Raw genomic sequence first — 24,032 nt, 5'->3', positions numbered from 1 at the left:
GCAGATACCACCCGCCCCCACCCAGCCACCAGTCCAAAGCGGACTCAGAACTCGATCGAGAGATCACTCTCGAACCACCTCGGTGGATCAAGGCTTAGCCACTCTCGGTGGCTCGGCCCTCACAGGATGGATGAGCTTGCGGGTCCAGAATCGGCAGTGGGAGCGCCAGGCTGCTGTGGCCGCCGAGGAGCGTGCTGAGCGGCTAAGAGAGAGCCGCAGGGACGAGCGCAAGGTCGCTTACTCCGAGTTCATCACCCAGGCGGTACGCACAGCGAACGCCAACCTGGCGATGTGTCGATCGGACGCCAGCGATCCTGCTGTCTTTGAGCAGGCGAGAGCGGAAGCTAGGGCGCACCTGGCGGAGCTCTGGCCGATGCTCGCTTTGGTCAACATCCTCGGTCCCGCGCACATCGCCGCATTAGCGGACGAGGTACCGCGCGCCCTTCGTCGCGAGATGAAAGCAGCCGAGGAGCATCCAGGCGGGCCGCTCTCAGCCATTAGAAGCCTGTCAGACCCGCGTCAGCAAGCTCAACGAGCCTTCGCGGACAGTGCTCGGAGCCTGATGGAGGGGCTAGGGCCTAACCAGACGTCACGTGGCGTGCCGCACCAGGCCGTTGGCGAGCTGACCTCCAATCAGAACTATCCGCAGTAACCCTTGCGCCTCTGACCTGCGCGAGCGTAGAGTCTGTCATCCTGGTGTCACCTGCATGCCGAGATGGTCATTGAGTCTCAACTTTGGGAGCGGGTGCATGGTCCTAATCGATCCGGAGGCCGCCGCCTACTGGACTGGCCGCCCAACGAGCACACTCCGACGTTGGGCACACGAGGGTCGCATCACCACCTACGGATCTGGGCGAGGTCAGATCCGATACGACCTAACAGAACTCCCCAAGGCGCACCGGGACGAATGGACTCGCGAATTGATCAGTCCCGGGCAGACACCTCCGATCCCGAAGACACCGCGGGGGCGCCAACCCATCCCGGAAACCTGACAATCACCCGAGTTGTGGCAAGGTCGTCCGCTACACTAGCCGCGTTGTACGCGATGTGTCCCATTAGGCCGTTCCGAAGCGCCGGAACGGCCTTTTTGCTGCCCTAGCAGATTTAGGAACGACACAGAGTCAGCCGCGCAACTACTCCCTCAGGCCCGAGCAGCTAGCTCGGGCCTTTTTCATGCCCGGAATCTTCCGGCCAGGCAGCGCCACGCCCACCGCGCGAGGTGCGAAAGGAAGCGATCATGCGTTCTTCCCTCACATCTTCGCTGATTGGCGCGACAAGCTCAGCCGGTGCAGCAGCGAGTGGAGCTCCATCATGGGTCATCATCACACTTGCGGCTGTGGCGCTCCTGCCCTTGGTGCTCAAGGAGTGGCGAACCTGGCGGGTAGATCTCCACAGCCGGATCAGGGACCGCTGGGCCGAAGATCGAATTCTCCGTACAGAAACCCAGCGGCATGAGCTGCACCGCCGCATAGCGGAGGAGATAGGACAGCTTCCGGAGGGATCGGATCGCGTTGAGCTCTACTTGAGACTGCTCGATAGAACACAGCTAGACGTTCCAGCCGAGAGCCCACCTGAACCTGGCGAAGGCGCAGCCAACTCGCCGTGAGGTCTAGGCCCGGGGCCGTGACGGGGCCGTCGAAGGGCGCTCAACGACGACCAACGCTGACAACCGACGACAGCTAAGTCGCAGGTCGCAGCGTTGATCGATTACACGGCCGCAGGTCAGAGACCCGTCCCTTCACTTCTTCGGCTACTGACCCACTCCTGCCGCAGCCGTACGCGCGTGCCCCCGCCCGGGGTGTCCGGGGCGGGGGCCGCGGTCGTGTCCGGGCGGCTCAGGCGGCCGCGCGGCCGAGCGTGAAGACGCGTGCCGCCTCCGCGACGCGGTGGCCGAGGTGCCGGGCGGTGGCGATGTCGGCCTTGTGGACGGCCTCCGGGCCCTGGTCGTTGTTGGTCTGGGCGGCGGCACCGGCGAAGACGCCGAGGCGGTTGAGGTCGTGCTCGGAGCCGGTGCTGACGTTCCAGCCGGGGTGCAGACCGAGGTTGACCCAGTTCATGCCGTGCTGCGCGGCCAGGATCTGGAAGAACTGCAGGGTGTGCAGCTTGTCGCCGCTCTTGGACCCGGAGTTGGTGAAGCCGGCGGCCAGCTTGTCCTTCCAGTCCTGCCCGAACCACCGCTTCGAGGACGCCTCGGCGAAGACGTGGAAGGCGCCGGACGCGGTGCCCATGTAGGTCGGCGAACCGAAGACGATCGCGTCGGAGGCGTCGAGGGTCGCCCACTGCTCCTCGGTGATCTCGTCGACCTTGATCAGGTGGACCTGGGCGCCGGCGTCGGCGGCGCCGTCCCGTACGGCCTCGGCGAGGACGGCGGTGTGGCCGTAGCCGGAGTGGTAGGCGATGGAGACAACAGGGGTGGTCACGGTGCGCTCTCCTCAAAGGTCATGAAACGGCAGCCACAGCAAATGCATGCAGCTCACCGGTGGTGACCAAAGGAAAGCACTAACTTCCGGTTAGTGCAACCTGGCGGTTAGCGCTGCGCTCACGTACGCTTGGGGCATGAACGGGACCCAGGAGCGCGCGGAGGAACAGGACCTCGCCTACAACGTGTTCGCCAAGGCATGCCCCTCGCGCGGCACGCTGGAGCACGTCACCGGCCGCTGGGGCGGACTCACGCTCGGCGCGCTGTACGAGGGCTCGATGCGCTTCAACGAGCTGCGCCGCCGGGTCGACGGCGTGAGCGAGAAGATGCTGTCCCAGACCCTGCACGCGCTGGAGCGCGACGGCCTGGTGCACCGCGAGGCCCAGCCGACCAACCCGCCGCGGGTGGACTACGAACTGACCCCCGTCGGCCGCGAGGTCGCCGAGCGCCTGCTGGCCCTCATCCACTGTGTGGAGGGCCGTATGGACGACGTGCTTGCGGCCCGCGAGCGTTACGACGAGACGCGCGGCGCCCTCTGACAGCTCGGGCAGAAGTAGCTGGAGCGGTTCATCCAGGGGCGGCGGCGCATGGGCGTGGTGCAGCGCCGGCAGGGCTCGCCCTCGCGGCCGTACGCGTCCAGCGACCGGTCGAAGTAGCCCGACTCCCCGTTGACGTTGACGTAGAGGCTGTCGAAGCTGGTGCCGCCGACGGCGAGCGCCGCGTTCATCACGTCCCTGATGTGACCGAGGAGTTCAGCGGTACGAGGGCGCGTGAAGTGGGCGGTGGGGCGCTCGTAGTGGATGCGGGAGCGCCACAGCGCCTCGTCCGCGTAGATGTTGCCGACGCCACTGATCAGCGACTGGTCGAGCAGGGCCCGTTTGATGGTGGTGCGCTTGCGGCGCAGTGCCTGGTGGAAGGCCTCGTCGTCGAAGAGCGGGTCGAGCGGGTCGCGGGCGATGTGCGCGATGACGTCGGGCAGCCCGTCGGGGGCGGTCTCGTGCAGGGAGAGGCCGCCGAAGGTGCGCTGGTCGACGAAGCGCAGCTCGGTGGCGAGGGCGTCGTCGAAGCGGACCCGGATCCTCAGGTGCTTCTCGTCCGGCGCATGGTGCGGCTGGACGAGGAGCTGACCGCTCATGCCGAGGTGGGCGAGGATCGCCGTGCCGGTGGTCTCGACGGGGATCCAGAGGTATTTCCCGCGGCGGCTGGGGGTGCCTATGCGCTGCCCCTTCAGCCGGTGCGCGAAGTCGTCCCCGCCGGCCAGGTGACGGCGCACGGAACGCGGGTGCAGCACCTCCACCTCGGCGACCGTCCGCTGGGCCACCCAGCGCTCCAGCCCGCGCCGCACGACTTCGACCTCGGGCAACTCGGGCACGGACTCCTCCGGAGGGGTGAACAGGGGGCGACGTCCGCAGCGTACCTCTTGGCCCGCAGGGGTGACGCCCCGTCCGGGACGGCGGACGAAGGGTGCCGACGGTCGGTGCGCACCGGCACGGAAGGACCGGCGCGGCGCGCACGGGAGCGGAGGCCGGCCGCACCGCTCGCCCGGCGTGGCATCGCCGCTGGCCTCGGGCGCGACGGAGTGTCCGGGCGCGCACGGAGTGGACGTCGTCGAAGCGTCTTCGGGCGCCTCAGGTCGCCTCCGGCTCGGCTCGGGTCGGGTCGGGTCGGGTCGGGTCATGAAAACGGCTCCTGCCCCGGCACAGGTGCCGGGGCAGGAGCCGTGAGGAAGGAATCAGGCCGTGGCCGTGTCGCTGGCCGGGGCCGTGGCGGCGGTCTCGGTGGTCCCGTCGGGGGCCCCCGCCTCGGCCGCCGCCTTGGCGCGCTCGTCCGCGGCGGCGCGGATGGAGCGCCAGGCCGACTCCGCGGCCTGCTGCTCCGCCTCCTTCTTGCTGCGGCCGGTGCCGGTGCCGTACGAGACGCCTCCGACGCGGGCGGCAGCAGTAAAGGTCTTCTCGTGGTCCGGGCCGGTCTCCGTGACCAGGTACTCGGGCACGCCGAGCCCCTCGGTCGCGGTCAGCTCCTGGAGGCTGGTCTTCCAGTCCAGGCCGGCGCCGAGATTCGAGGACTTCTCGATCAGCGGGTCGAACAGGCGGTGCACCAGCTCCGCCGCCGATTCCAGCCCCTGGTCGAGATAGACAGCACCGATCACCGCTTCGAGGGTGTCGGCGAGGATGGACGCCTTGTCCCGGCCGCCCGTGCCCTCTTCACCACGGCCGAGCCGGATGAAGGAGCCCAGGTCGAGGCCGCGGCCGACCTCCGCCAGCGCACGCGAGTTGACCACCGCGGCCCGCAGCTTGGCCAGCTGGCCCTCGGGCAGGTCGGGGTGGGTGCGGTACAGCGTGTCGGTGACGACGAGGCCGAGCACGGAGTCCCCGAGGAACTCCAGGCGCTCGTTCGTCGGCAGACCGCCGTTCTCGTACGCGTAGGAGCGGTGGGTCAGCGCACGCACCAGAAGGGCGGACTCGACCTTGTAGCCGAGCCGCCCTTCCAGAAGCGTGTGGGACGAGGCTGTGTTGTCCGCCTTCTTCCTGGCGTTTGGGTCCGCCTTGGCGTCAGACATCAGACCTCTCACCAGCCGCTCAGACCTCGAGGACCTGGCGCTTGTTGTAGGTGCCGCACGAGGGGCACGCGATGTGCTGCTGCTTGGGCTCGTGGCAGCGCTCGCACGCGACCAGGGTGGGGACCGCAGCCTTCCACTGCGACCGGCGGTGGCGCGTGTTGCTGCGCGACATCTTCCGCTTCGGAACAGCCACGGCTACTTCTCCTGCTTCTCGTCGACGCCCGCTTCGGCGCCGCTCGTCTCGTCCTTGTCGCCACTCCGGAGTGAGTCGGCGACTCCCTGCAGTGCCGCCCAACGGATGTCGACGGCGTCGTGGTGGTGGTCCGGGTCGTCCGCGAGCCGCGCCCCGCATTCGGGGCACAGGCCCGGACAGTCTTCCTGGCACACCGGCTGCATCGGCAGTGCGAGCACCACCGCATCGCGCAGCAGAGGTTCGAGGTCGAAGAGTCCGTCCTCGAGGAAGAACCTGTCCTCGTCGTCCTCGGCGTCGTCGCCCGGTTCCGCGATCACACGGCCCCGGTCGTCGGCGTCAGGGTACGAGAACAGCTCCTGGAAGTCCGCTTCGAGCTCCAGCTCGACCGGCTCCAGACACCTTACGCACTCCCCCTCGGCCCTGGCACGGGCGGTGCCCGTGACGAGCACCCCTTCCATGACCGACTCCATGCGGAGTTCGAGCTCCACCGGGGCGCCTTCCGGCACTCCGATGACCCCGCGGATACCGAAATCCTTGGGGGCGTCGACCGTGCGGGTCAGGCGCTGCAGCGCACCAGGCCGCCGACCCAGCTCGTGCGTGTCGAACACGAGGGGGTTGCGGTGGTCGAGGCGGGCGTTCAGGGCCATTCCTGCTTTCGGTCTTCGAAGCTCGAGGGGACGCTGCCCTCCGGTGTTCCCGGGCAGCGGTGATCGCGGACGTCTACGAAACAGCGTGTGCGTACGCGCGACCGAAGAGCCAGGATACTGGACCTTCCGCTCTCGGCCCAATCCGGTGCGCCCGAAGGGCCCCGGGACGCGTGCGCCGGGGCGCTCAGTGACCGCCGCGTCCCTGTTCGTAGGCCCGCAACTGCTCGGCGCTGATCATGCTGGTGTCGAAGAGGCTGGTCTCGTCGAGGGCGCCGGTCCCCTCGTATCCCTGCTGGCTCTGCCCCTGGTCGTACGCGGCCTGCTGGTGCTGGTCGTAGCCCCCGGCCTGGGGGTATGCGGCGTACGGGTCGGCCTGCTGGTAGCCGTAGGCGTCCTGCTGGGCGTACGTCTGCTGGTAACCGTACTGGTCGGGCTGCTGGTAGCCGTACGGGTCCTGTGCTTGCGCATAGGCCGGCTCCGTCTGCTGGGCCGGGATCACGGGCGCCGGGTCCGGGGTGTCGGCGAGGGCCGCGAGGTCGGCGAGGTAGTCGGCGTCGCTGGTGTGCTGGACGGTGGTGGTGTCGCCGGCGAGGGCGCCGAGGTCGTCGGTGGCGATCCGGCCGTGCAGCTTCTGGCGGCCCTTGCCGACGGCCTCCAGGGTCTTGGCGAGGACGGCCTCGAAGGCGCCGAGCTTGGCGTCCACGTACGCGTCGGCGTCGCGGCGCAGGGTCTCCGGGTCGTGGCTGCGCTCGGGGGCGTCCTCGTCCTCGTAGCCGTTCTCGTCGAGGCCGGGACCGGTGCCGAGGAGCTTCTCGCGGCCGCGGCCGACCGAGCCGAGCGTCTTGGTGAGGACGACCTCGAAGTTGGCGAGCTTGGAGTCGACGTAGTCGTCGGCCTCGGCGCGGATCTCCTCGGCCTCCTGGCGGGCCTCGGCGAGGATCCGGTCGGCCTCGGCCTGGGAGCGGCGGGCGACCTCGGTGTCGGAGATCAGGGAGCCTCGCTGGGCGTGCGCGCTCTCGATGATCCGCTCGGCCTCCTGGCGAGCCCGCTCCACCATCTGTTCCCGGTCGCCGATCAGCTCCTGGGCCTCGGCCAGCGAGTCGGGCAGCGCCTGGCGCAGCTCCTCGAGCATCGAGAGCAGCTGGGCGCGGTTGACCACGCACGACGCCGACATGGGCATGGACCGGGCGCTGGAGACCACCGCGACGATCTCGTCGAGCTTCTTCTGCACGTCCACCGTGTGCTCGCCACTCTCTACGGATGTGTTGGAGACGGACGGATCGACTGTACGGCCACTGCCGCACCACCCGACACCGAGTGACGGGCTGTCAGGTTCTCGGGGGGTCCCGCCGGGATCGCTCAGTCCTTCTTCAGGCGCTGGTCGAGGGCTTCGAGGACGATCGGGGGCACCAGGTGGGAGACGTCCCCGCCCCAGGCCGCGACTTCCTTGACGAGCGAGGAGGACAGGAAGCTGTAGGTCGGGTTGGTCGGGACGAAAAGGGTCTCGACGCCGGAGAGGCCGTTGTTCATCTGGGCCATCTGCAGCTCGTAGTCGAAGTCGCTGACGGCGCGCAGGCCCTTGACGATGGCGGGGATGTCGCGCTGCTTGCAGAAGTCGACGAGGAGGCCGTGGAAGGACTCCACCGTGACGTTCCCGAACTCGGCGGTGACCTGGCGGATCAGGTCGATCCGCTCGTCGATCTCGAACAGGCCCTTCTTGGCCTGGTTGATCATCACCGCCACGTACACCTCGTCGTACAGCTTGGAAGCGCGGGCGATGATGTCGAGGTGTCCGTTGGTGATCGGGTCGAACGACCCGGGACAGACGGCGCGGCGCACTTGTGATCCCTCGCTCTCCGGTCCGGTCATCGTGCGTCTTCGCACGTAGAGGCGGCGCGACCGTACCAAAACGTGCCCTCGCCGTAGCGACGGGCCCGGATGGCGTCGAAGCCGTCCGGCCACCGGAATTCCCCGCCTCTGGTGCTGCGCTCCACGGTGACGAGGGCGTCGGCCGCGAGCCAGCCCCCTGAGCGGAGTGTGAGCAGAATCTCGCGAAGATCGTCGTCGGACACGGCGTACGGGGGGTCGAGGAAGACGATGTCGTACGGCTCCACCGGCGCCGATGTCCGGATGATCTGTTCCGCTTTGCCCGCCCTGACCTCCGCGCCGGGCAGGCCGAGCGCCCTGACGTTCTCACGGACGGTGCGGGCGGCGCGGGCGTCGGCCTCCACGAGGAGGGTGTGGCCGGCCCCGCGGGACAGGGCCTCCAGGCCGACGGCACCGGAGCCGGCGTAAAGGTCGAGCACCCGTTCGCCGTCCAGCGGGCCGCCGAGGAGGGCCTGCCAGGTCGAGAAGAGGCCCTCGCGCGCCCGGTCGGAGGTGGGGCGGGTCCCGTGCCCGGGCGGAACGGCGAGCCGGCGCCCACCGGCGCGACCGGCGATCACGCGGGTCATCTCTTCGGTCCTTGTCGGTCTTGTCGGTCTGCGTGGTGACGTCTTCAGTCTCTCAGCCACGTCCGGCCCCGAGCACGCCCGCCCTGGGAGCGACGGAGTCACCCCTTCTCCAGGTACTGCTCCCTCTCGTCGTCCAGCAGGGCCTCCAGAGCCGTGCGCAGCCCGGGCAGCTGTTCAAGGTCCGGGTCGGCCGCCACCACCGCCGCGGCCTCCTCGCGGGCCTGGGTGATGATCTCCTCGTCGTCGATGACGGCGAGCATGCGCAGGGAGGTACGGGCGCCGGACTGGGCCTGGCCGAGGACGTCGCCCTCGCGCCGCTGCTCGAGGTCGAGCCGGGAGAGTTCGAAGCCGTCGAGCGTGGACGCGACCGCGGTCAGCCGCTGGCGGGCCGCGCTCGCCTCCGGCATCTCGGAGACCAGGAGGCAGAGCCCGGGCGCCGAGCCCCGCCCGACCCGGCCGCGCAGCTGGTGGAGCTGCGAGACCCCGAAGCGGTCGGCGTCCATGATCACCATCACGGTGGCGTTGGGGACGTTGACGCCGACCTCGATGACCGTCGTCGCGACCAGGACATCGGTCTCGCCGGCGGCGAACCGGCGCATCACCGCGTCCTTGTCGTCGGGCTGCATCCTGCCGTGCAGCACCTCCACCCGCAGGCCGTTCAGCGGGCCCTCGGCGAGCTGGCCGGCCACGTCCAGCACCGCGAGCGGCGGGCGCTTCTCCGTCTCGTCCTCGGGCGACTTCCGCGCCTTTTTCGGGTCTTCTTCCTCGTCGCCGATCCGCGGACAGACCACGTACGCCTGATGGCCGCCCGCGACCTCCTCCCGCACCCGCTCCCAGGCGCGCGCGAGGAAGTGCGGCTTGTCCGCGGCGGGCACCACATGGCTGGCGATCGGCGACCGCCCGGCCGGAAGCTGGTCGAGGACGGAGGTCTCCAGGTCGCCGAAGACGGTCATGGCGACGGTGCGGGGAATCGGCGTGGCGGTCATCACCAGCAGGTGCGGTGGCTGCTTGCCCTTGCCGCGCAGTGCGTCGCGCTGCTCCACGCCGAACCGGTGCTGCTCGTCCACCACCACCAGCCCGAGGTCGTGGAACTGCACCTTGTCCTCGATCAGGGCATGGGTGCCGATCACGATCCCGGCTTCCCCGGTGGCGAGATCGAGCAGCGCCTGCCGTCTCGCGGCCGCCCCCATGGACCCGGTGAGCAGCACCACCTTGGTGGCCTGCTCGGCCCCGCCGAGCATCCCCGACTCGGCCAGCTCGCCCATCATCTCGACGATCGAGCGGTGGTGCTGCTGGGCGAGCACCTCCGTGGGCGCGAGCATGGCGGCCTGCCCACCCGCGTCGACGACGGCGAGCATGGCGCGCAGGGCGACCAGGGTCTTGCCGCTGCCGACCTCGCCCTGCAGCAGCCGGTGCATCGGGTGTTCCGTCGCCAGGTCGGCGAAGATCTCCTTCGAGACCTTCTGCTGGCCTTCCGTGAGTGTGAAGGGCAGGCGCTCGTCGAAGGCCGCCAGGAGGCCGTCCGGCTTCGGTCTGCGGGCCACCGCCGGAAGTTGGGTGTCGGCGTGGCGGCGGCGGGCCAGGGCCACCTGGAGGACGAACGCCTCGTCCCACTTCAGGCGGGAGCGGGCGTCGGCGATGTCCGCCTTCGTGTGCGGGCGGTGGATCTTCAGCAGGGCCTCGGGGAGGGGGAGCAGGCCGCGGCCCGCGCGGAGCGAGTCCGGCAGCGGGTCGATGGCCTCCTGGGCGCTGGGCAGCACCGTCTGCACCGCCTTGGCGATCTTCCAGGACTCCAGCTTGGCCGTGGCCGGGTAGAGCGGGATCAGGGCGCCCGCCCAGCTGTCCACCGCTTCGGCCACGTCGTCGCCGCGCAGCAGTTCGTAGGCCGGGTGGGCGAGTTGGAGCCTGCGGTTGAAGACCGAGACCTTGCCCGCGAACAGCGCGCGGGTGCCCGGCAGGAGTTCCTTGTGGGGCTTGTGCACGCCGTTGCCGAAGAAGACGAGTTGGAGGCGGCCGCTGCCGTCGGTGATGGTCACCTCCAGGCGCTGGCCCTTGCCGCGGGGGGCCTTGGCCGAGGCGAACGTGTGCAGGCGGGCGTCGGCGACCTGGGCGACCACCGTGACGTGCTCGTCCATGGGGAGGTCGGCGAGGTGGGTGAGCTGTCCGCGCTCCTCGTATCTGCGCGGGTAGTGGTGGAGCAGGTCGCCGACGGTGTGCAGGCCGAGGTGCTCGGCCATCACCTTCGCGGTGGCGGGGCCGAGCACTGACTTCAGTGGTTGTTTCAGTGGTTCTTGCAGTGCGGGCACGAGATCCATTGCACACCACGGCACTGACAATGCCGTATACGTCTTGCAAAACCGCTGGTCAGCGGGGTGGTTTCCAGCCTACGATGGCCCACCCCCGGCTCGCTCCGCGGTCACCGCCCCACCGGGACCGCCCGACCCCGCGCCGTCGAACGTCCCCCACCCGCGGCGCCGTGACGATGGATTCCCAGACCTCACAGCCCTCACCGGCCCCACAGTCACCCACGTCGGCCCATACCTTCCAGGTCGACCTGCGTGGCCTCGTGGACCTGCTCTCCCATCACCTCTACTCCAGCCCCAAGGTCTATCTGCGCGAGCTGCTGCAGAACGCGGTGGACGCGATCACCGCCCGCCGCGCCGAGCAGCCCGATGCGCCCGCCACGGTCCGGCTGTACGCGGATGGCGGCGCGTTGCGCGTGGAGGACTCGGGCATCGGGCTCACCGAGTCCGATGTGCACAACCTCCTCGCCACCATCGGGCGCAGCTCCAAGCGGGCCGACTCGGCCGCCGGGCTCCAGGAGGCACGCTCCGACTTCCTCGGGCAGTTCGGCATCGGACTGCTGGCGTGTTTCGTCGTGGCCGAGCGCATACGGGTCGTCAGCCGCAGCGCCCGTACGCCGGATGCGCCGCCCGTGGAGTGGACGGCCGCCGACGACGGCTCGTACGTCGTGCGCACCCTGCCGCCGGACGCGCGGCCCGAACCCGGCACGACCGTGCACCTGGTGGCGCGTCCGGGTGCCGGCGACTGGCTCTCTGCGGACCGGGTGCGGTCCCTGGCACGGGACTTCGGGTCGCTGCTGCCGTACGACGTCCGGGTCGGCGACGAGCCGGTCACGGACCTGCCCGCGCCCTGGGACCGCGCCCACCCCTCCCCCGCCACCCGCAGGGTGGCCCTGGCGCGCCACTGTCACGACCTGTTCGGGTTCACCCCGCTGGACTCCATCGACCTGGATGTGCCGCTCGCCGGCATCCGGGGTGTGGCGTACGTGCTGCCGAGCGCGGTGAGCCCGGCGCAGCGGGCGGGTCACCGGGTGCATCTGAAGGGCATGCTGCTGACGGAGCGGGCCGAACAGCTGCTGCCGGACTGGGCGTTCTTCGTGCGCTGTGTGCTCGACACGGACAGCCTGCGGCCCACGGCGTCGCGCGAGTCGCTGTACGAGGACGAGACCCTCGCGGCCGTGCGCGACGCGCTGGGCGAGCGCATCCGGTCCTGGCTGACCTCTCTCGCCGCCGGTGACCCCGAGCGGCTCGCCGCCTTCCTGTCGGTGCACTACCTGGGCGTGAAGTCGCTGGCGCGGCACGACAAGGAGATGCTGCGCACGATGCTGCCGTGGTTGCCCTTCGAGACGACCGACGGGCGGCTGTCCCTGGAGGAGTTCGCGCAGCGGCACCCGGTCGTGCACTTCACCCGGACGGTGGAGGAGTACCGCCAGGTGGCGCCGATCGCGTCCGCGCAGGGTGTGGGGGTGGTCAACGGCGGCTACACGTACGACAGCGAGCTGATCGAGGCGCTGCCGTCGGTGCGCCCGGGTACGGCGGTCGCCGAACTGGACGCGGACACGGTGACCGCGCACCTGGACGCGGTCGACCCGGCCGAGGAGCTGGCGCTGTCCGCCTTCCTGGCGGCGGCGCGCGCCAGGCTCGATGCGCTGGGCTGCGACGTCGTGCTGCGCGCGTTCCATCCGCTGTCCGTGCCGGCGCTGCATCTGGACGACCGTCAGGCGCGCCACGAGCAGGCACGCGCGGAGGCCGAGGGGCAGGCCGACGAGCTGTGGGCGGGCATCCTGGGCTCGCTGCGGGGCAGTGCTGCACGCGCGCGTCTGGTGCTCAACCACCTCAACCCGCTGGTCCGCAGGATCAGTTCCCTGAAGGACCCGGAGCTGATCGGCACGGCCACCGAGTCGCTGTACGGGCAGGCTCTGCTGATGGCCCAGCGGCCGCTCAGGCCCGCGGACTCCGCACTGCTGAACCGTGCCTTCATCGGCCTTCTGGAATGGGCCACCCACACCGACTCGCCCAAGGACGGCTTCCGATGAGCCAGGTCATGGACTTCGACTCGCTGCGCCAGGCGATGGCGGACAACTACCAGCAGCCGGAGGGCCCGGCGCGCAACGCGCGCGCGGAGCAGCTGCTGGCGGAGGCGGAGAAGCTGGGCATCCCGCTGGCCGTGATCGAGGCGCTCGGACACCAGCTGCAGGTCTACAACTACAGCTCCGAGAAGGACAAGATGTTCGTCCCGTTCGCGCGGCTGCTGCGCATGTGGGACGAGCGCCCGGAGGACTTCGACGAGTACGAGGCCCATTCGCTGCACTGGGTCTTCAAGTGGATGTCGGCGGGCATGCTGGGCCAGCCGCACGTCCCGCTCGCCTCCATCGAGAAGTGGCTCGGCGAGATGGAGCACCGCTACCGGCTGGCCGGGTACTCCGAACGGGCCGTGCGCAGCGCCGAGTTCAACATCGCCGCGCATGTCGGGGACCTGGAGCGGGCAGAGCGGGCGTACGCGGCGTGGCTGGCCGCCGACCGGGACGCGATGGCCGACTGCCATGCGTGCGAGCTGCACGACCAGGGCTGGTGGCAGTCCCGCAAGGGCGAGGACGAGCGGGCGCTTCAGTTGTGGCGGCCGGTCCTGGAGGGCGAGCACGTCTGCGCTCACGAACCGCACGCCGCACTGGCCTCCTCCCTGCTGCCGCTGCTGCGTCTGGGCCGCCTGGACGAGGCACGGGCGCACCACCTGCGCGGGCTGCGGCTGGTGCGGGACATGGAGAGCATGCGGTCCTCCTACGCGGACCATGTGGAGTTCTGCGCGCTGACCGGCAACGAGGCGCGCGGCCTCGAACTGCTGGCCGAGCGGCCGGCGTACTTCACGGACTCCGGGGAGCCGCGCAGCAAGCTGAACTTCCTCGCCGTGGTGGCGCTGCTGATGGACCGGCTGGTCGAGCGCGGGCTCGGCGACCAGGTGGTGCCGGGCCCGGCGGGCCGGGAGTGGACCGCCCGGGAACTCGCCGTCCACGCGCGCGGGGAGGCGCTGGCGCTGGCCGCCCGCTTCGACGCGCGCAACGGCACGCCGTACGTCGGTGAGCGCACCCGGGAGCGCATGGACCGCCGGCCGCTGGTGGACCGGCTGCCGCTCGGCGTGCGCGCCACCCGCCCGGCACCGGTGGCGCCGCCCCCACCGCCCGCCCCGCGGGCCGAGGAGCGGGACCTCGCGGACCTGCTCGCCGAGGCGCGGCGGCTCGCGGACGCCCTGGACCCGGCCGCCATGGACGCCTGGACGGCGGTGGCGCGCGCCGCGCAGGGCGGGGAGCTGGACCCCCGCGACCAGGCGGACCTCGTCGACCACGAGGCGATGAGCCGGGGCCCGGAAGGTGTCGAACTGTTCGAGCGGGCGGCCGAGTTGTACCTGGCCGCGGGCGACCCCGGTGAGGCGCTGGCGGCACGCGCGCGTGCGGCCTTCGTCCGCTCCCTGACGGGCCGGCCGGAGGAGGCGCTGGAGACGGTCACCGCGCTGCGCGCGGAGGCGCTCGCGCTGTACGAGGCGGGCGGGACGGGGCTGGGGCAGACGGCGTCCGTGCTGGTCGGGCGGGCCCGCGTCCTGATGAACCGGCTGCACGAGGAAGGGGGCGACGCCGGGGCCGCCGAGGAGGCCGCCCGGGAGCTGCTGGCGTTCGCCGGGCCGCACACCGCCGATGTGCGCCTTGCGTCGAGGGCGGCCGAGGCCAGGGCCATGCTCGGGGAACTGGCGCTGCATGCCGGGGACCCTCGGACCGGGGCGGAGCTGCTGGCGCGGGCGGCCGAGGAGTACGTGGCGGCGGGCCTGCCGTGGTTCGCGGTGGAGTACGAGGCGCGGCTGGCCGGGGTCGCCCGGCAGCTCGGCGACGCGGAGTCGGCCGAACGGGCGGCCCGTGCGGCGCTGGAGCACGGCCAGGGGCACCTGGAGCCGATCGGGCAGGCGCAGCTGCACCTTCAGGTGGCGGAGGTGCTGGCGGCGTCGGGGCGGTTCCCGGAGGCCGCCGGGCACGCCCTGGAGGCGGCGCACTGGGCCGACGAGGCGGGCGAGGGCCCCACGCTGGGCGCCTGGGCGCGGCACCAGCTGGGCGGGTTCCTGCTGCGGCAGGGACGGTTCGCGGAGGCGGCGGAGGTGCTGGAGTCGGCGCTGCCCGACCTGACCGCCGAGACGCACGGCGACGGGGCGATCGTGCAGACCCAGTGGTGGCTCGGCGACTGCCACACGCAGCTGGGCGAGCACCGGGATGCGGCCGAGCGCTGGCTGCGGGCCGCGGAGATCGCCCGGCACTGGCCGGACCAGCGCGACCACGCCATGCTGGCGCACCTGGCCGCCGAGGCGCTGGGTCGCGCGGACCTGCCGGCGGAGGCGGACCGTGCGTACGCGCGCGCCGGTGACCTGTGGCGCGAGCTGGGCAACACCCCGGGGCTGGTACGCGCGCTGCGCGCCCGTGCGTGGCTCGCGGCGGGCGGGGAGGCAGGCCTGGCCGCGGGGCGGGAGCTGATGGCCGAGGCGGCGCGGGAGTGCTCAGCGGCGGCGGACGACGCGGCGGACGACGACGCACGCGCCCGGCTGATCACTGAACTCGGCCACACCCACCGCCAGTTCGGCGACCTGGTCGCGCGGTCGGTCGGCGACGACGCGGACGAGGAGGCGATGCACGCGGCGTTCGAGGAGGCGCTGACGCACCTCGCGGAGGCGATCGCCGCCTTCGCGTACCTCGGAGCGGGCGCCCTCGGCTCTCGGACCGCAGCCGAACTGGCCGCGGGATGGCTGGAGGCCGACCTCGGGCGCCCGGACGAGGCGGCGGCACGCGCGCGTGCGGTGCTCGCGGCCTACGAGGACGCCGGCGACGACGCGGAGACGGCCGAGGCCCGGAAGGCCGAGGCGGAACGTCTGCTGGGCGTGGCGGCGGCCCGGCAGGACGGGTGACGGCCGCCGCCGGGCGCGCCTCCCCGGGGAGGCGCGCCCGGCGGCACTCCGGATCACTCCACGCCGATCAGCAGCAGCGGCCCCTGGCGGCCGCCCCGGTACACCACCGTGTCCACCGCCAGGTACGACTCGCGCACCCGCGCCTCCAAGTGCTCCGCGACGGCTTCCGGGGCCTCGTCGGCGAGGACCAGGGTGACCATCTCGCCGCCCGCCGCGAGCATGCGGTCGAGGACCGTCTCGGCCGTCACGGTGACGTCGGAGCCGATGACCGCGACATCGCCGTCGATCAGGCCGAGGACGTCCCCGGCCTGGCAGATGCCGGCCATCGTCCAGGACCGCTCCGCCGCCACGGTCACCTCGGCGTACCGGGTCGCCCCGGCCGCCGACGTCATCGCCACGACGTCCTCGTCGAAGCGCCGCTCCGGCTCGTGCACGGCAAGCGCCGCGATGCCCTGCACCGCGGACCGGGTCGGGATCAGCGCCACGCGGACGCCCTCGGTGCGGGCCTGCTCGGCCGCGGCGGCCGCGGTGTGGCGCAGGTCGGCGTCGTTGGGCAGCAGCACGACCTCGCGCGCGTGCGCCCGCCGTACCGCCTCCACCAGCTCCCCGCTCGCCGGCGGCTCCCCCGGGCGGGCGAGCACGGTGGTGGCCCCGGCCTCCTGGTAGAGCCCGGCCAGGCCCTCGCCCGGCACCACGGCCACCACCGCCCGCTGCACCCGTTCGCGCGGCGGTCGCCCGGCGCCCGCGGTGTGCGCGTCGTCGGCGCCGAAGTGGGTGATCCGGATCCGGTGCGGCCGCCCGGCCTCGATGCCCGCCTCCACGGCGGCGCCCGCGTCGTCGGCGTGCACATGGACGTTCCACAGCCCGTCCCCGCCGACCACGACGAGTGAGTCCCCGAGGGCGTCGAGCCGCTCCCGCAGCCGCGCCACGGCCGTGTCCTCGGCCTCCAGGAGGTAGATCACCTCGTACGCGGGGCCACCCCCGTCGGCGGAGCAGTCCCCGGACCCCTGACGGGGCACGGTGATCCTGGGGTCCGGCAGGCGCGCGCGGCCCCCGGAAGCGGCGGCCGGCTCCTCCACGGCCACGCGGGGGGTCTCGCCGGTGAGCGTCTCCACCAGCGCCGCGAGCACCGCCACCAGTCCCCGGCCGCCCGCGTCGACGACTCCGGCCCGCTCCAGGACCGCCAGCTGCCCGGGCGTCGCCGCCAGGGCCGCCCGCGCTCCCTCGTACGCCGCCCGTGCGACGCTGCCGCAGTCGCCCTCGGTGCCGGTGACCGCGTCCGCGGCAGCCGAGGCGACGCTCAGCACGGTGCCCTCCACGGGATGCGCCACGGCCTGGCGAGCGGAGTCGGCGGCCTGCCTCAGGGCGAGCCGCAGCCCCTGCGCATCGGCGTGGGCCGTCTCACCGTCGGCGGCGAGCACCTGCGCCATGCCGCGCAGCAGCTGCGCGAGGATCGTCCCGGAGTTGCCGCGGGCCCCGATGAGCGCGCCGTGCGCCATGGCCCGTACGGCGTCGGCGAGCGCCGGCCGCCCCTCGCTGCCTGCGGCACCCGTCTCGTAGCCGGCGAAGACGGCCTCGACCGCCGCCGCCGCCGACTCCACGGTCAGATACAGGTTCGTGCCGGTGTCCCCGTCGGCGACGGGGTAGACGTTGATCGCGTCGATCTCCTCACGCGCGCGCCCCAACGCCTGAAGGGCGAGAGAGCACCAGGTGCGCACCGCGAGAGCATCCAAGGGCTGCGGCACCTGCGCCACCTGCGCCTCCTTCAGCTGCTGGACGTGGGAGGCAGCGTAGACCCACAAGGGGTCCGGGCCGGAAGAGGGCCGGGGGCGCCGGTGGTCGGGCCGCCACGGGGCCGCGACGAGGTACGGCGCGACCGTGGTAGTTTCGTTCTACGGGCGCAGCCGATGTATGCTGCTCCGGTTGCCCGATCCAGGTCGGGTGTTTTCCCTGGCAGCGCCACTCAGATCCTGCGATCTCGATCCCGGCATGCCGGGACCATAACCGTAAGTGCATCTGAAGTCTTTGGAGTGACCCGTGGCTGCCAACTGCGACGTCTGCGGCAAGGGGCCGGGCTTCGGCAACAACATCTCGCACTCGCACCGCCGTACGTCCCGTCGCTGGAACCCGAACATCCAGCGTGTGCGTACCGTGGTGGGCGGGACGCCGAAGCGCGTGAACGCTTGCACCTCGTGCATCAAGGCCGGCAAGGTCTCGCGCTGACGTCCAGTTAAGCGCGCGGCCACCGCTGGTTCGCTGCACTGAGCCGGTCCACCTCGGTGGGCCGGCTTTTTGCTGTGCCCTCGCGGGCGCAGGCCTGCCAGAATCCGCCGCATGCGCTTCGGCATCCTCGGCCCCCTCGACGTCCGCACCGATGAGGGCACCCCGCTCGACGCCGGCGGCCCCCGCCCCCGCGCGCTCCTCACCCTGCTGCTCCTCGACGCCGGGCGAACGGTGTCCACCGAGCGCCTCACCGACGGCCTGTACGGCGACCAGCCGCCCGCGGGAGCCGCCAACGCCCTCCAGTCGCAGATCTCCCGGCTGCGCAGGCGGCTGGGCCCCCACGCGGAGATCGAGGCCGCCCCCACCGGCTACCGCCTCGCCGTCTCACCCGACACGGTCGACGCGCACCGTTTCGAACGGCTCGCCCGCGAAGGTTCCACCGCCCTGGCCGGCGGGGACCACCGCACGGCGGCGGCCGTGCTCCGGGAGGCGCTCGCCCTGTGGCGCGGCCCCGCGCTCGCCGACCTTCCCGGCGCACCGGCCGAGCGCACCCGGCTCGAGGAGCTGCGGCTGGGCGCCGTGCAGGACCGCGCCGAGGCGGACCTCGCCCTCGGAGCGGGCTCCGACCTCGTACCCGAACTGCGCGCACTGCTCGCCGCGCACCCACTGAGCGAACGTCTGTACGAGCTGCTGATGCGGGCGCTGCACGCGGCCGGACGGCCCGCCGAGGCGCTCACGGTCTACGAGCAGGCGCGCCGCACCCTCGCCGACGAACTCGGCGCCGACCCCTCGCCCGGCCTGTCCGCCCTCCACCAGGAGCTGCTGCGCGGCACGGGTCCCTCCCGGGCGGCGCGCGTGCCGACCCAGCTGACCGGCTTCGTCGGCCGGGCCCCGGAACTGGCCCGCATCCACGATCTCCTCACCGCGCCCGGCACCCGCCTGGTCACGCTGACCGGCCCGGGCGGCGCCGGCAAGACACGGCTGGCCATGGAGGCGGCCCGCAGGCACCCCGACGTCCACTTCATCGAGCTGGCCCCGCTCACCGACGGCTCCGCCGTCCCGTACGCCGTCCTGACCGCGCTCGGTGTGCGCGACGGCTTCCGCGGGCCGGCCGTGGACGCCACCGAACGGCTGCTGGCCGCACTGGAGGACCGTGAGCTGCTGCTGGTGCTCGACAACTGCGAGCACCTCGTCGAGGACGCCGCACACCTCGCCGCACTCGTCCTCGCCGCCTGCCCCGGTGTGCGCGTCCTGGCGACCGGGCGCGAGGCGCTGGGCATCACCGGCGAGGTCCTGTGCCCGGTGCCGCCGCTGCCGCCGGAGCACGCCGAGCGGCTGTTCCTCGACCGGGCCCGGGCGGTGCGGCCCGGTTTCGAGGGGCACGCACGCGTGACGGACGTCTGTGCCGCGCTCGACGGGCTGCCGCTGGCCATCGAGCTGGCCGCGGCCCGGCTGCGCACCCTGACCCCGGACGAGCTGGCCGACCGCCTGGACGACCGGTTCCGGCTGCTGTCCCGGGGCGACCGCACCAAGGCGCCCCGGCACCGGACCCTGCGCGCGGTCGTGGAGTGGAGCTGGGACCTGCTGGACGACGAGGAGCAGGAGCTGGCCCGGCGGCTGTCCGTGTTCTCCGGCGGCGCGACCCTGGAGGCGGTGGAGGCGGTGTGCGGCGTGCCGTTTCCGGAGGACCTCATGGCGTCGCTCGCCGAGAAGTCGTTCCTGGAGGTGGCCGAGGGGCGCTACCGGATGCTGGAGACCATCCGGGCGTTCACCGCCGAGCACCTCGACCGGGCGGGAGAGCGGGAGCGGCTCAGGGACGCGCACGCCGCGTACTACCTGCGGCTGGCCGAGCGGGCGGAGCCGTACCTGCGCAGCGGGCAACAACTGCCGTGGCTGGCCCTGCTCACCGCCGAGCACGGCGATCTGGAGGCGGCGCTGCGCCACCTCGTGTCCACCGCTCCCGGGGACGCCCTGCGTCTGATGGCCGACCTCGCCTGGTTCCGCCGGCTGCGGGGACCGCACGGCGAGCAGGTTCCCCTGGCCCGGGCGCTGCTGGCGGCCGTCGGCGACGAACCGCCCGGGCAACTGGCCGAGGAGTACGCCCTGTGCGTGATGAACACGATCACCGGACGCGGCGACGACCCGGCCGAACCCGAGCGCATCGCGCGGGTGTCCACGGTCATGCGCACTCTCGACGCGCCGCTGCGTCGGCCTTCCGCGATGGTCCTGTGGGCCCTGGCCGGAGGCCCGCTGCTGTCCGCCGACACGGAAGCCCGGGCCGTCCAGGTCGGTGACGACCCCTGGGGCCGCGCGGTGCTGGACCTGGGCCTCGCCTACCAGGTGCTGTTCTCGGGCGGTGCCGCCGCCTCGGAGGCCGCCTTCACCCGCGCTCTGGCCGGTTTCCGCGCCACCGGCGACCGCTGGGGCATGGCCAACTGCCTCGATCCCCTGGGAGCCTTCGCCGACTGGCGCGGCGAGTACCAGCCGGCCCTCGAGCTGCTCGACGAGGGCATGGCGCACGCCCGGGAGCTCCAGGCCCCGGAGGAGACCGCGGACCTGCTGCGTTCCCGGGCGACCGTGCTTCTGCACCTCGGCGACTTCGAGGAGGCGGCCGCCCAGTTCGAGCAGTCGGCCGCCCTCGCGCACTCCGCCGGCGCCCCCGACAAGGTGGCCGGCGCCCAGCGCGGCCTGGGTGACCTGGCCCGGCGGTCCGGTGACACGGCACGCGCGCGCGTGCGGTACGAGAGGGCCCTGGAGGCCTGCGCGGCCAGTTGGTTCAGTGCCGGTGAAACCGTCCGCATCCTCATCGGGCTCGGCCGCACGGCCGCCGCCGAGGGACATCCGGAGCAGGCCCGCGACTGGCTGGCACAGGCGGCAGACCTCGCCGCCGAGCAGCCGGGTGTGCTGGAACTCGCGGAGACCGCCGAGGCGTTGGCGTCGATCGCCGAGTCGCCCGAGCGGGCGGCCGTGCTCCTCGGCGCGGCCACGGCCCTGCGGGGCGCACCGCTGCTGGGCGACCCCGAGGTCGTGGGCATCCGCCGGGGCACCCGGGCGAAGCTGTCCCCCGAGGCGTACGAGAAGGCCTTCGAGGAGGGCCGGCGTCTACGGTCAGCGGCGGTCAGCGAACGGTAGGGGCACGGTCAGCGGCCCCGGCGACGCTCCTTGCCATGACGAACACACACCGCCTCGGCCACCTGAACGTCCTCGTCTCCGGCGCCAGCGTCGCCGGACCCGCGATCGCGCTGAACCTCGCCCGGTACGGCGCCCGTGTCACCGTCGTCGAGAAGGCGCCCGCCCTGCGCGGCGGCGGCTTCGCGGTCGACTTCCGCGGCCATGTGCACCGCAGGGTGCTGACCGCGATGGGCATCTGGGACGACGTCCACGCCCATCAGACCCACATGGGCCGGCAGACGGTCGTCGGCCCCGACGCCAGCCCGCGCGTCGATCTGCCGTCCGAGATGATGAGCGGCGACGTGGAGATCTTCCGCGGCGATCTCTCCCGGATCATGTACGAACGCACCAAGGACCGTGTGGAGTACGTGTTCGGCGACTCCATCGCCACGCTCACCGACACCCCCGACGGCGTCGACGTCACCTTCGAGCGCGGCGCGCCCCGCCGTTTCGACCTCGTCGTCGCCGCCGACGGCCTGCACTCGCACACCCGCCGCCTCGTCTTCGGCGACGAGTCCCGCTACCTGCGCTTCTTCGACCACTACGTGGCCGGCTTCGAGATCCCCAACCACCTGGGGCTGGACCGCACCGGCCGCCTGTACAGCGAGCCGGGCCGCGCGGTCGTCATCGGCAACTACGACGGCGACCCGGACCGTGCGGGCGCCCTGCTGGTCTTCCGCTCCGAGCGGCTCACCTACGACCGCCGCGACACCGCCGCGCAGAAGCGGATCCTCACCGAGCGGTTCGCGGGCATGGGCTGGGAGGCGCCGGCGGTGCTCAAGGCGCTTGAGGACGCCGACGACCTGTACTTCGACGCGATCGCCCAGATCCATGTGGACCGCCTCACCGAGGGACGCGTGGTGCTGCTGGGGGACGCCGGGTACGGGGCGACGATGGGCGGCATGGGTACGGGCGTGGCGGTCGTCGGCGCGTACGTCCTGGCCGGTGAACTCGCCCTCGCGGGCGGCGACCACCGCAGCGCCCTGGCGGCGTACGAGGCGAGGATCCGGAACTTCGCCAAGGGCTGCCAGAAGACCTCCGGCAACGCGGGCCCGTTCTTCGCACCGGCCACCGAGCGGCGGATCCGCAGCCGGGACCGGATGTACCGGCTGCTGAGCTCCCGGCCTCTGGCGGGCTTCTTCAAACGGCTGACGGAGAAGGCGGCGACGGCCATCGAGCTGCCGGAGTACCCGGTGTGAGACCCCGGCTGCTACTCGATGTCCGAGAAGTGGTCCCAGCCGCCCTTGCTGGTCCACGGCGCCCCGTCGACCGTCACCTGGGGCAGTGCCGACGGGTTGAGGACCTCGCCGATCACCTTCCAGCGGGCCGGCAGCTTCACGTCCGGCGGGAAGGTGGCGACGATCGCGTGGTCCTCGCCGCCGGTGAGCACCCACTGCAGGGGGTCCACGCCCACGGCCTGCCCGATGTCGTTCATCTGGGAGGGGATGTCGATGGCGCCGGAGCGGATGTCGATCCGCACCTTGCTCGCCTCCGCGATGTGCCCGAGGTCGGCGATGAGCCCGTCGCTGACGTCGCACATCGCGGTGGCTCCGAGCCCTGCGGCCGCCGGACCGGCGTGGTACGGCGGCTCCGGGCGCCGGTGCGCCTCCACGAACGCGCGCGGCGAGCGGAAACCGCGGGAGAGCACCGCGTACCCGGCCGCGGACCAGCCGAGCCAGCCGGTGACGGCGACCACGTCGCCGGGCTGGGCGCCGGCCCGGGTGACCGGTTCCTGGTTGCGCAGGTCGCCGAGCGCGGTGATCGAGATCATGATGGTGTCACCGCGTACGACGTCGCCGCCGACCACCGCCGCGCCCGCGACCTGGCACTCGTCGCGCAGGCCGTCCATCAGCTCGGTGGGCCAGGTGGCGGGCAGTTCGGCGGGGACGACCAGACCGAGCAGGAGCGCGGTCGGCACGGCGCCCATGGCGGCGATGTCCGCGAGGTTCTGCGCGGCCGCCTTGCGGCCGACGTCGTACGCCGTCGACCAGTCGCGGCGGAAGTGCCGGCCCTCCAGCAGGATGTCGGTGCTCGCCACCACCCTGCGGTCGGGCGCGGCGACCACCGCGGCGTCGTCGCCGGGGCCGACCCGGACCGCCGGGGTGGTGGTGAGCCGGGAGGTGAGCTCCCTGATGAGCCCGAACTCGCCCAGCTCGCCCACGGTGCCCTTCATCGTCGTACGTCCCCTTCTCTTGCCTTCCGCGCCCGGTCGCGAGCCCTCGTCGTCCTCGGTACGGTCGTCTCGACCGTCACCTTGTGTCGCCGGCGTTGCCCGGCGCTCACGCCACAGCCCCCGCGGGTCTCCCCTCGGCGAGCGGCGACGCGGTACCGTGGCGTCCCTTCTCTCCACATGATCCTCGTGGCCGCCCTGGAGGTTCCGTGGTACAGGCGTACATCCTGATCCAGACCGAGGTCGGCAAGGCGTCGACCGTCGCCGAGACGATCAGCAAGATCCCTGGGGTGATCCAGGCCGAGGACGTGACGGGCCCGTACGACGTCATCGTGCGCGCCCAGGCCGACACCGTCGACGAACTCGGCCGCATGGTGGTCGCGAAGGTCCAGCAAGTGGACGGCATCACCCGCACCCTGACCTGCCCGGTGGTGCACCTGTAGCCCCCGTCTACGCTTGCCCGGTGAACATCCTGCGTCACCGGCTGCTCGGTCTGCCCGCCCTCGCCCTGCTGATCGCCGCCGTGGGCTGCTCCTCGAGCGACGCGCATCCCTCGGCCGCGGTTCCCAGCCCGGACGCGAAAGTCGCGAAGCTGTGCCGGAACCTGGACGAGGTGCTGCCGCGGAAGGTGGGCGGCCAGGGCCGGAACGACCCCGAGCCCCGGTCCGCGCTGACGGCGGGCTGGGGAAGCCCGGCGATCATACTGCGCTGCGGGGTGGAGCGGCCCGCGGAGATGTCGGACCCGGACGCCGACGGTGTGGAGGTCAACGGGGTGGGCTGGCTGCTGCAGAAGGAGAACGACGGGTCGTTCCGGTTCACGACGACGCTGCGGCAGGCGTATGTCGAGGTGACCATTCCCAAGGCGCGGACGGCCGGGGGCGCGGGGCCGCTCGTCGATGTGGCCCCTGCCGTCAAGAAGGCGATCCCCGAGGGGATCGCCTCCTGAGAACGGACGTG

The 24,032-nt window shown here is 72.2% G+C and carries 20 protein-coding genes; 9 read left to right on the top strand and 11 right to left on the bottom strand.

The genetic code is table 11. From position 1 onward, the window contains the following. Positions 1-130 precede the first annotated feature (130 nt). Complete coding sequence (locus tag ACFYZE_RS26655) at positions 131-652, top strand: hypothetical protein (protein WP_388998971.1); 522 nt, start codon at positions 131-133, stop codon at positions 650-652. Between the two features lie 1,183 nt (positions 653-1,835). Here ACFYZE_RS26655 and ACFYZE_RS26650 read toward each other — a convergent pair. Beyond that, a complete protein-coding gene (locus tag ACFYZE_RS26650; RefSeq protein ID WP_388998968.1) occupies positions 1,836-2,420 on the bottom strand; it encodes a flavodoxin family protein in 585 nt (194 codons plus the stop codon). Positions 2,421-2,556: 136 nt separating this feature from the next. Between ACFYZE_RS26650 and ACFYZE_RS26645 the strand changes: the two genes are divergently transcribed. Next, on the top strand, positions 2,557-2,958 hold the full coding sequence (locus ACFYZE_RS26645) for a winged helix-turn-helix transcriptional regulator (RefSeq protein ID WP_388998965.1): 402 nt from the start codon (positions 2,557-2,559) through the stop codon (positions 2,956-2,958). Here the strand turns inward: ACFYZE_RS26645 and mutM are convergent. The 8 genes from mutM to recG all read right to left on the bottom strand — a co-directional run bounded on the left by mutM (position 2,931) and on the right by recG (position 10,587). Then, on the bottom strand, positions 2,931-3,791 hold the full coding sequence (gene mutM, locus ACFYZE_RS26640) for a bifunctional DNA-formamidopyrimidine glycosylase/DNA-(apurinic or apyrimidinic site) lyase (RefSeq protein WP_388998962.1): 861 nt from the start codon (positions 3,789-3,791) through the stop codon (positions 2,931-2,933). The genes ACFYZE_RS26645 and mutM overlap by 28 nt on opposite strands. A 360-nt stretch (positions 3,792-4,151) precedes the next feature. Further along, positions 4,152-4,979, bottom strand: a complete 828-nt coding sequence (gene rnc / locus ACFYZE_RS26635) for a ribonuclease III (protein WP_388998959.1) — start codon at positions 4,977-4,979, stop codon at positions 4,152-4,154. 19 nt (positions 4,980-4,998) lie between these two features. Then, on the bottom strand, positions 4,999-5,172 hold the full coding sequence (rpmF, locus tag ACFYZE_RS26630) for a 50S ribosomal protein L32 (RefSeq protein WP_003951102.1): 174 nt from the start codon (positions 5,170-5,172) through the stop codon (positions 4,999-5,001). A 2-nt stretch (positions 5,173-5,174) separates the two neighbouring features. Then, complete coding sequence (locus ACFYZE_RS26625) at positions 5,175-5,819, bottom strand: YceD family protein (RefSeq protein ID WP_388998956.1); 645 nt, start codon at positions 5,817-5,819, stop codon at positions 5,175-5,177. Between the two features lie 184 nt (positions 5,820-6,003). After that, a complete protein-coding gene (locus tag ACFYZE_RS26620; protein WP_388998953.1) occupies positions 6,004-7,056 on the bottom strand; it encodes an ATP synthase F0 subunit B in 1,053 nt (350 codons plus the stop codon). Positions 7,057-7,178: 122 nt separating this feature from the next. Beyond that, positions 7,179-7,658 carry a pantetheine-phosphate adenylyltransferase gene (coaD, locus tag ACFYZE_RS26615; RefSeq protein ID WP_388998994.1) on the bottom strand — a complete coding sequence of 160 codons (480 nt, stop codon included), beginning with the start codon at positions 7,656-7,658 and terminating at the stop codon, positions 7,179-7,181. A gap of 26 nt (positions 7,659-7,684) precedes the next feature. Then, a complete protein-coding gene (rsmD, locus tag ACFYZE_RS26610; RefSeq protein WP_388998950.1) occupies positions 7,685-8,272 on the bottom strand; it encodes a 16S rRNA (guanine(966)-N(2))-methyltransferase RsmD in 588 nt (195 codons plus the stop codon). Positions 8,273-8,370: 98 nt separating this feature from the next. Continuing rightward, positions 8,371-10,587: an ATP-dependent DNA helicase RecG gene (recG, locus tag ACFYZE_RS26605; protein WP_388998947.1), complete on the bottom strand. Its 2,217-nt coding sequence runs from the start codon at positions 10,585-10,587 to the stop codon at positions 8,371-8,373. 167 nt (positions 10,588-10,754) lie between these two features. On the opposite strand from recG, the gene ACFYZE_RS26600 reads away from it, so the two are divergent. Both ACFYZE_RS26600 and ACFYZE_RS26595 read left to right on the top strand, forming a co-directional pair. Further along, positions 10,755-12,611 (top strand): HSP90 family protein, encoded by a 1,857-nt coding sequence (locus ACFYZE_RS26600; protein ID WP_388998991.1) that lies wholly within the window; start codon positions 10,755-10,757, stop codon positions 12,609-12,611. Further along, complete coding sequence (locus tag ACFYZE_RS26595; protein ID WP_388998944.1) at positions 12,608-15,511, top strand: tetratricopeptide repeat protein; 2,904 nt, start codon at positions 12,608-12,610, stop codon at positions 15,509-15,511. The genes ACFYZE_RS26600 and ACFYZE_RS26595 overlap by 4 nt, the downstream gene beginning before the upstream one ends. A 53-nt stretch (positions 15,512-15,564) precedes the next feature. Here ACFYZE_RS26595 and ACFYZE_RS26590 read toward each other — a convergent pair whose 3' ends face one another. Beyond that, positions 15,565-17,265, bottom strand: coding sequence for a DAK2 domain-containing protein (locus ACFYZE_RS26590; protein WP_388998988.1), 1,701 nt, complete (start codon positions 17,263-17,265; stop codon positions 15,565-15,567). Positions 17,266-17,548: 283 nt separating this feature from the next. On the opposite strand from ACFYZE_RS26590, the gene rpmB reads away from it, so the two are divergent. The 3 genes from rpmB (at position 17,549) to ACFYZE_RS26575 (ending at position 22,104) form a co-directional block, all read left to right on the top strand. Then, on the top strand, positions 17,549-17,734 hold the full coding sequence (gene rpmB, locus ACFYZE_RS26585; protein ID WP_003993230.1) for a 50S ribosomal protein L28: 186 nt from the start codon (positions 17,549-17,551) through the stop codon (positions 17,732-17,734). A gap of 111 nt (positions 17,735-17,845) precedes the next feature. Continuing rightward, positions 17,846-20,866 carry a BTAD domain-containing putative transcriptional regulator gene (locus ACFYZE_RS26580; RefSeq protein WP_388998941.1) on the top strand — a complete coding sequence of 1,007 codons (3,021 nt, stop codon included), beginning with the start codon at positions 17,846-17,848 and terminating at the stop codon, positions 20,864-20,866. Between the two features lie 35 nt (positions 20,867-20,901). Then, positions 20,902-22,104, top strand: a complete 1,203-nt coding sequence (locus tag ACFYZE_RS26575) for an FAD-dependent monooxygenase (protein ID WP_388998938.1) — start codon at positions 20,902-20,904, stop codon at positions 22,102-22,104. 11 nt (positions 22,105-22,115) lie between these two features. On the opposite strand, the gene ACFYZE_RS26570 is transcribed toward ACFYZE_RS26575, so the two are convergent. Next, positions 22,116-23,078, bottom strand: a complete 963-nt coding sequence (locus tag ACFYZE_RS26570; protein ID WP_103838079.1) for a thiamine-phosphate kinase — start codon at positions 23,076-23,078, stop codon at positions 22,116-22,118. Between the two features lie 206 nt (positions 23,079-23,284). On the opposite strand from ACFYZE_RS26570, the gene ACFYZE_RS26565 reads away from it, so the two are divergent. Together ACFYZE_RS26565 and ACFYZE_RS26560 are read left to right on the top strand one after the other, a co-directional pair. Beyond that, positions 23,285-23,518: an Lrp/AsnC family transcriptional regulator gene (locus ACFYZE_RS26565; protein WP_028802415.1), complete on the top strand. Its 234-nt coding sequence runs from the start codon at positions 23,285-23,287 to the stop codon at positions 23,516-23,518. 20 nt (positions 23,519-23,538) lie between these two features. After that, entirely contained in the window at positions 23,539-24,021 is a 483-nt protein-coding gene (locus tag ACFYZE_RS26560) for a DUF3515 domain-containing protein (protein WP_388998935.1), read from the top strand. Positions 24,022-24,032 lie beyond the last annotated feature (11 nt).

Origin of the sequence: Streptomyces sp. NPDC001796 (genome assembly GCF_042892355.1) — a bacterium.
Classification (GTDB): Bacteria; Actinomycetota; Actinomycetes; order Streptomycetales; family Streptomycetaceae; genus Streptomyces.
This window is presented reverse-complemented; position numbering and strand designations above follow the sequence as displayed.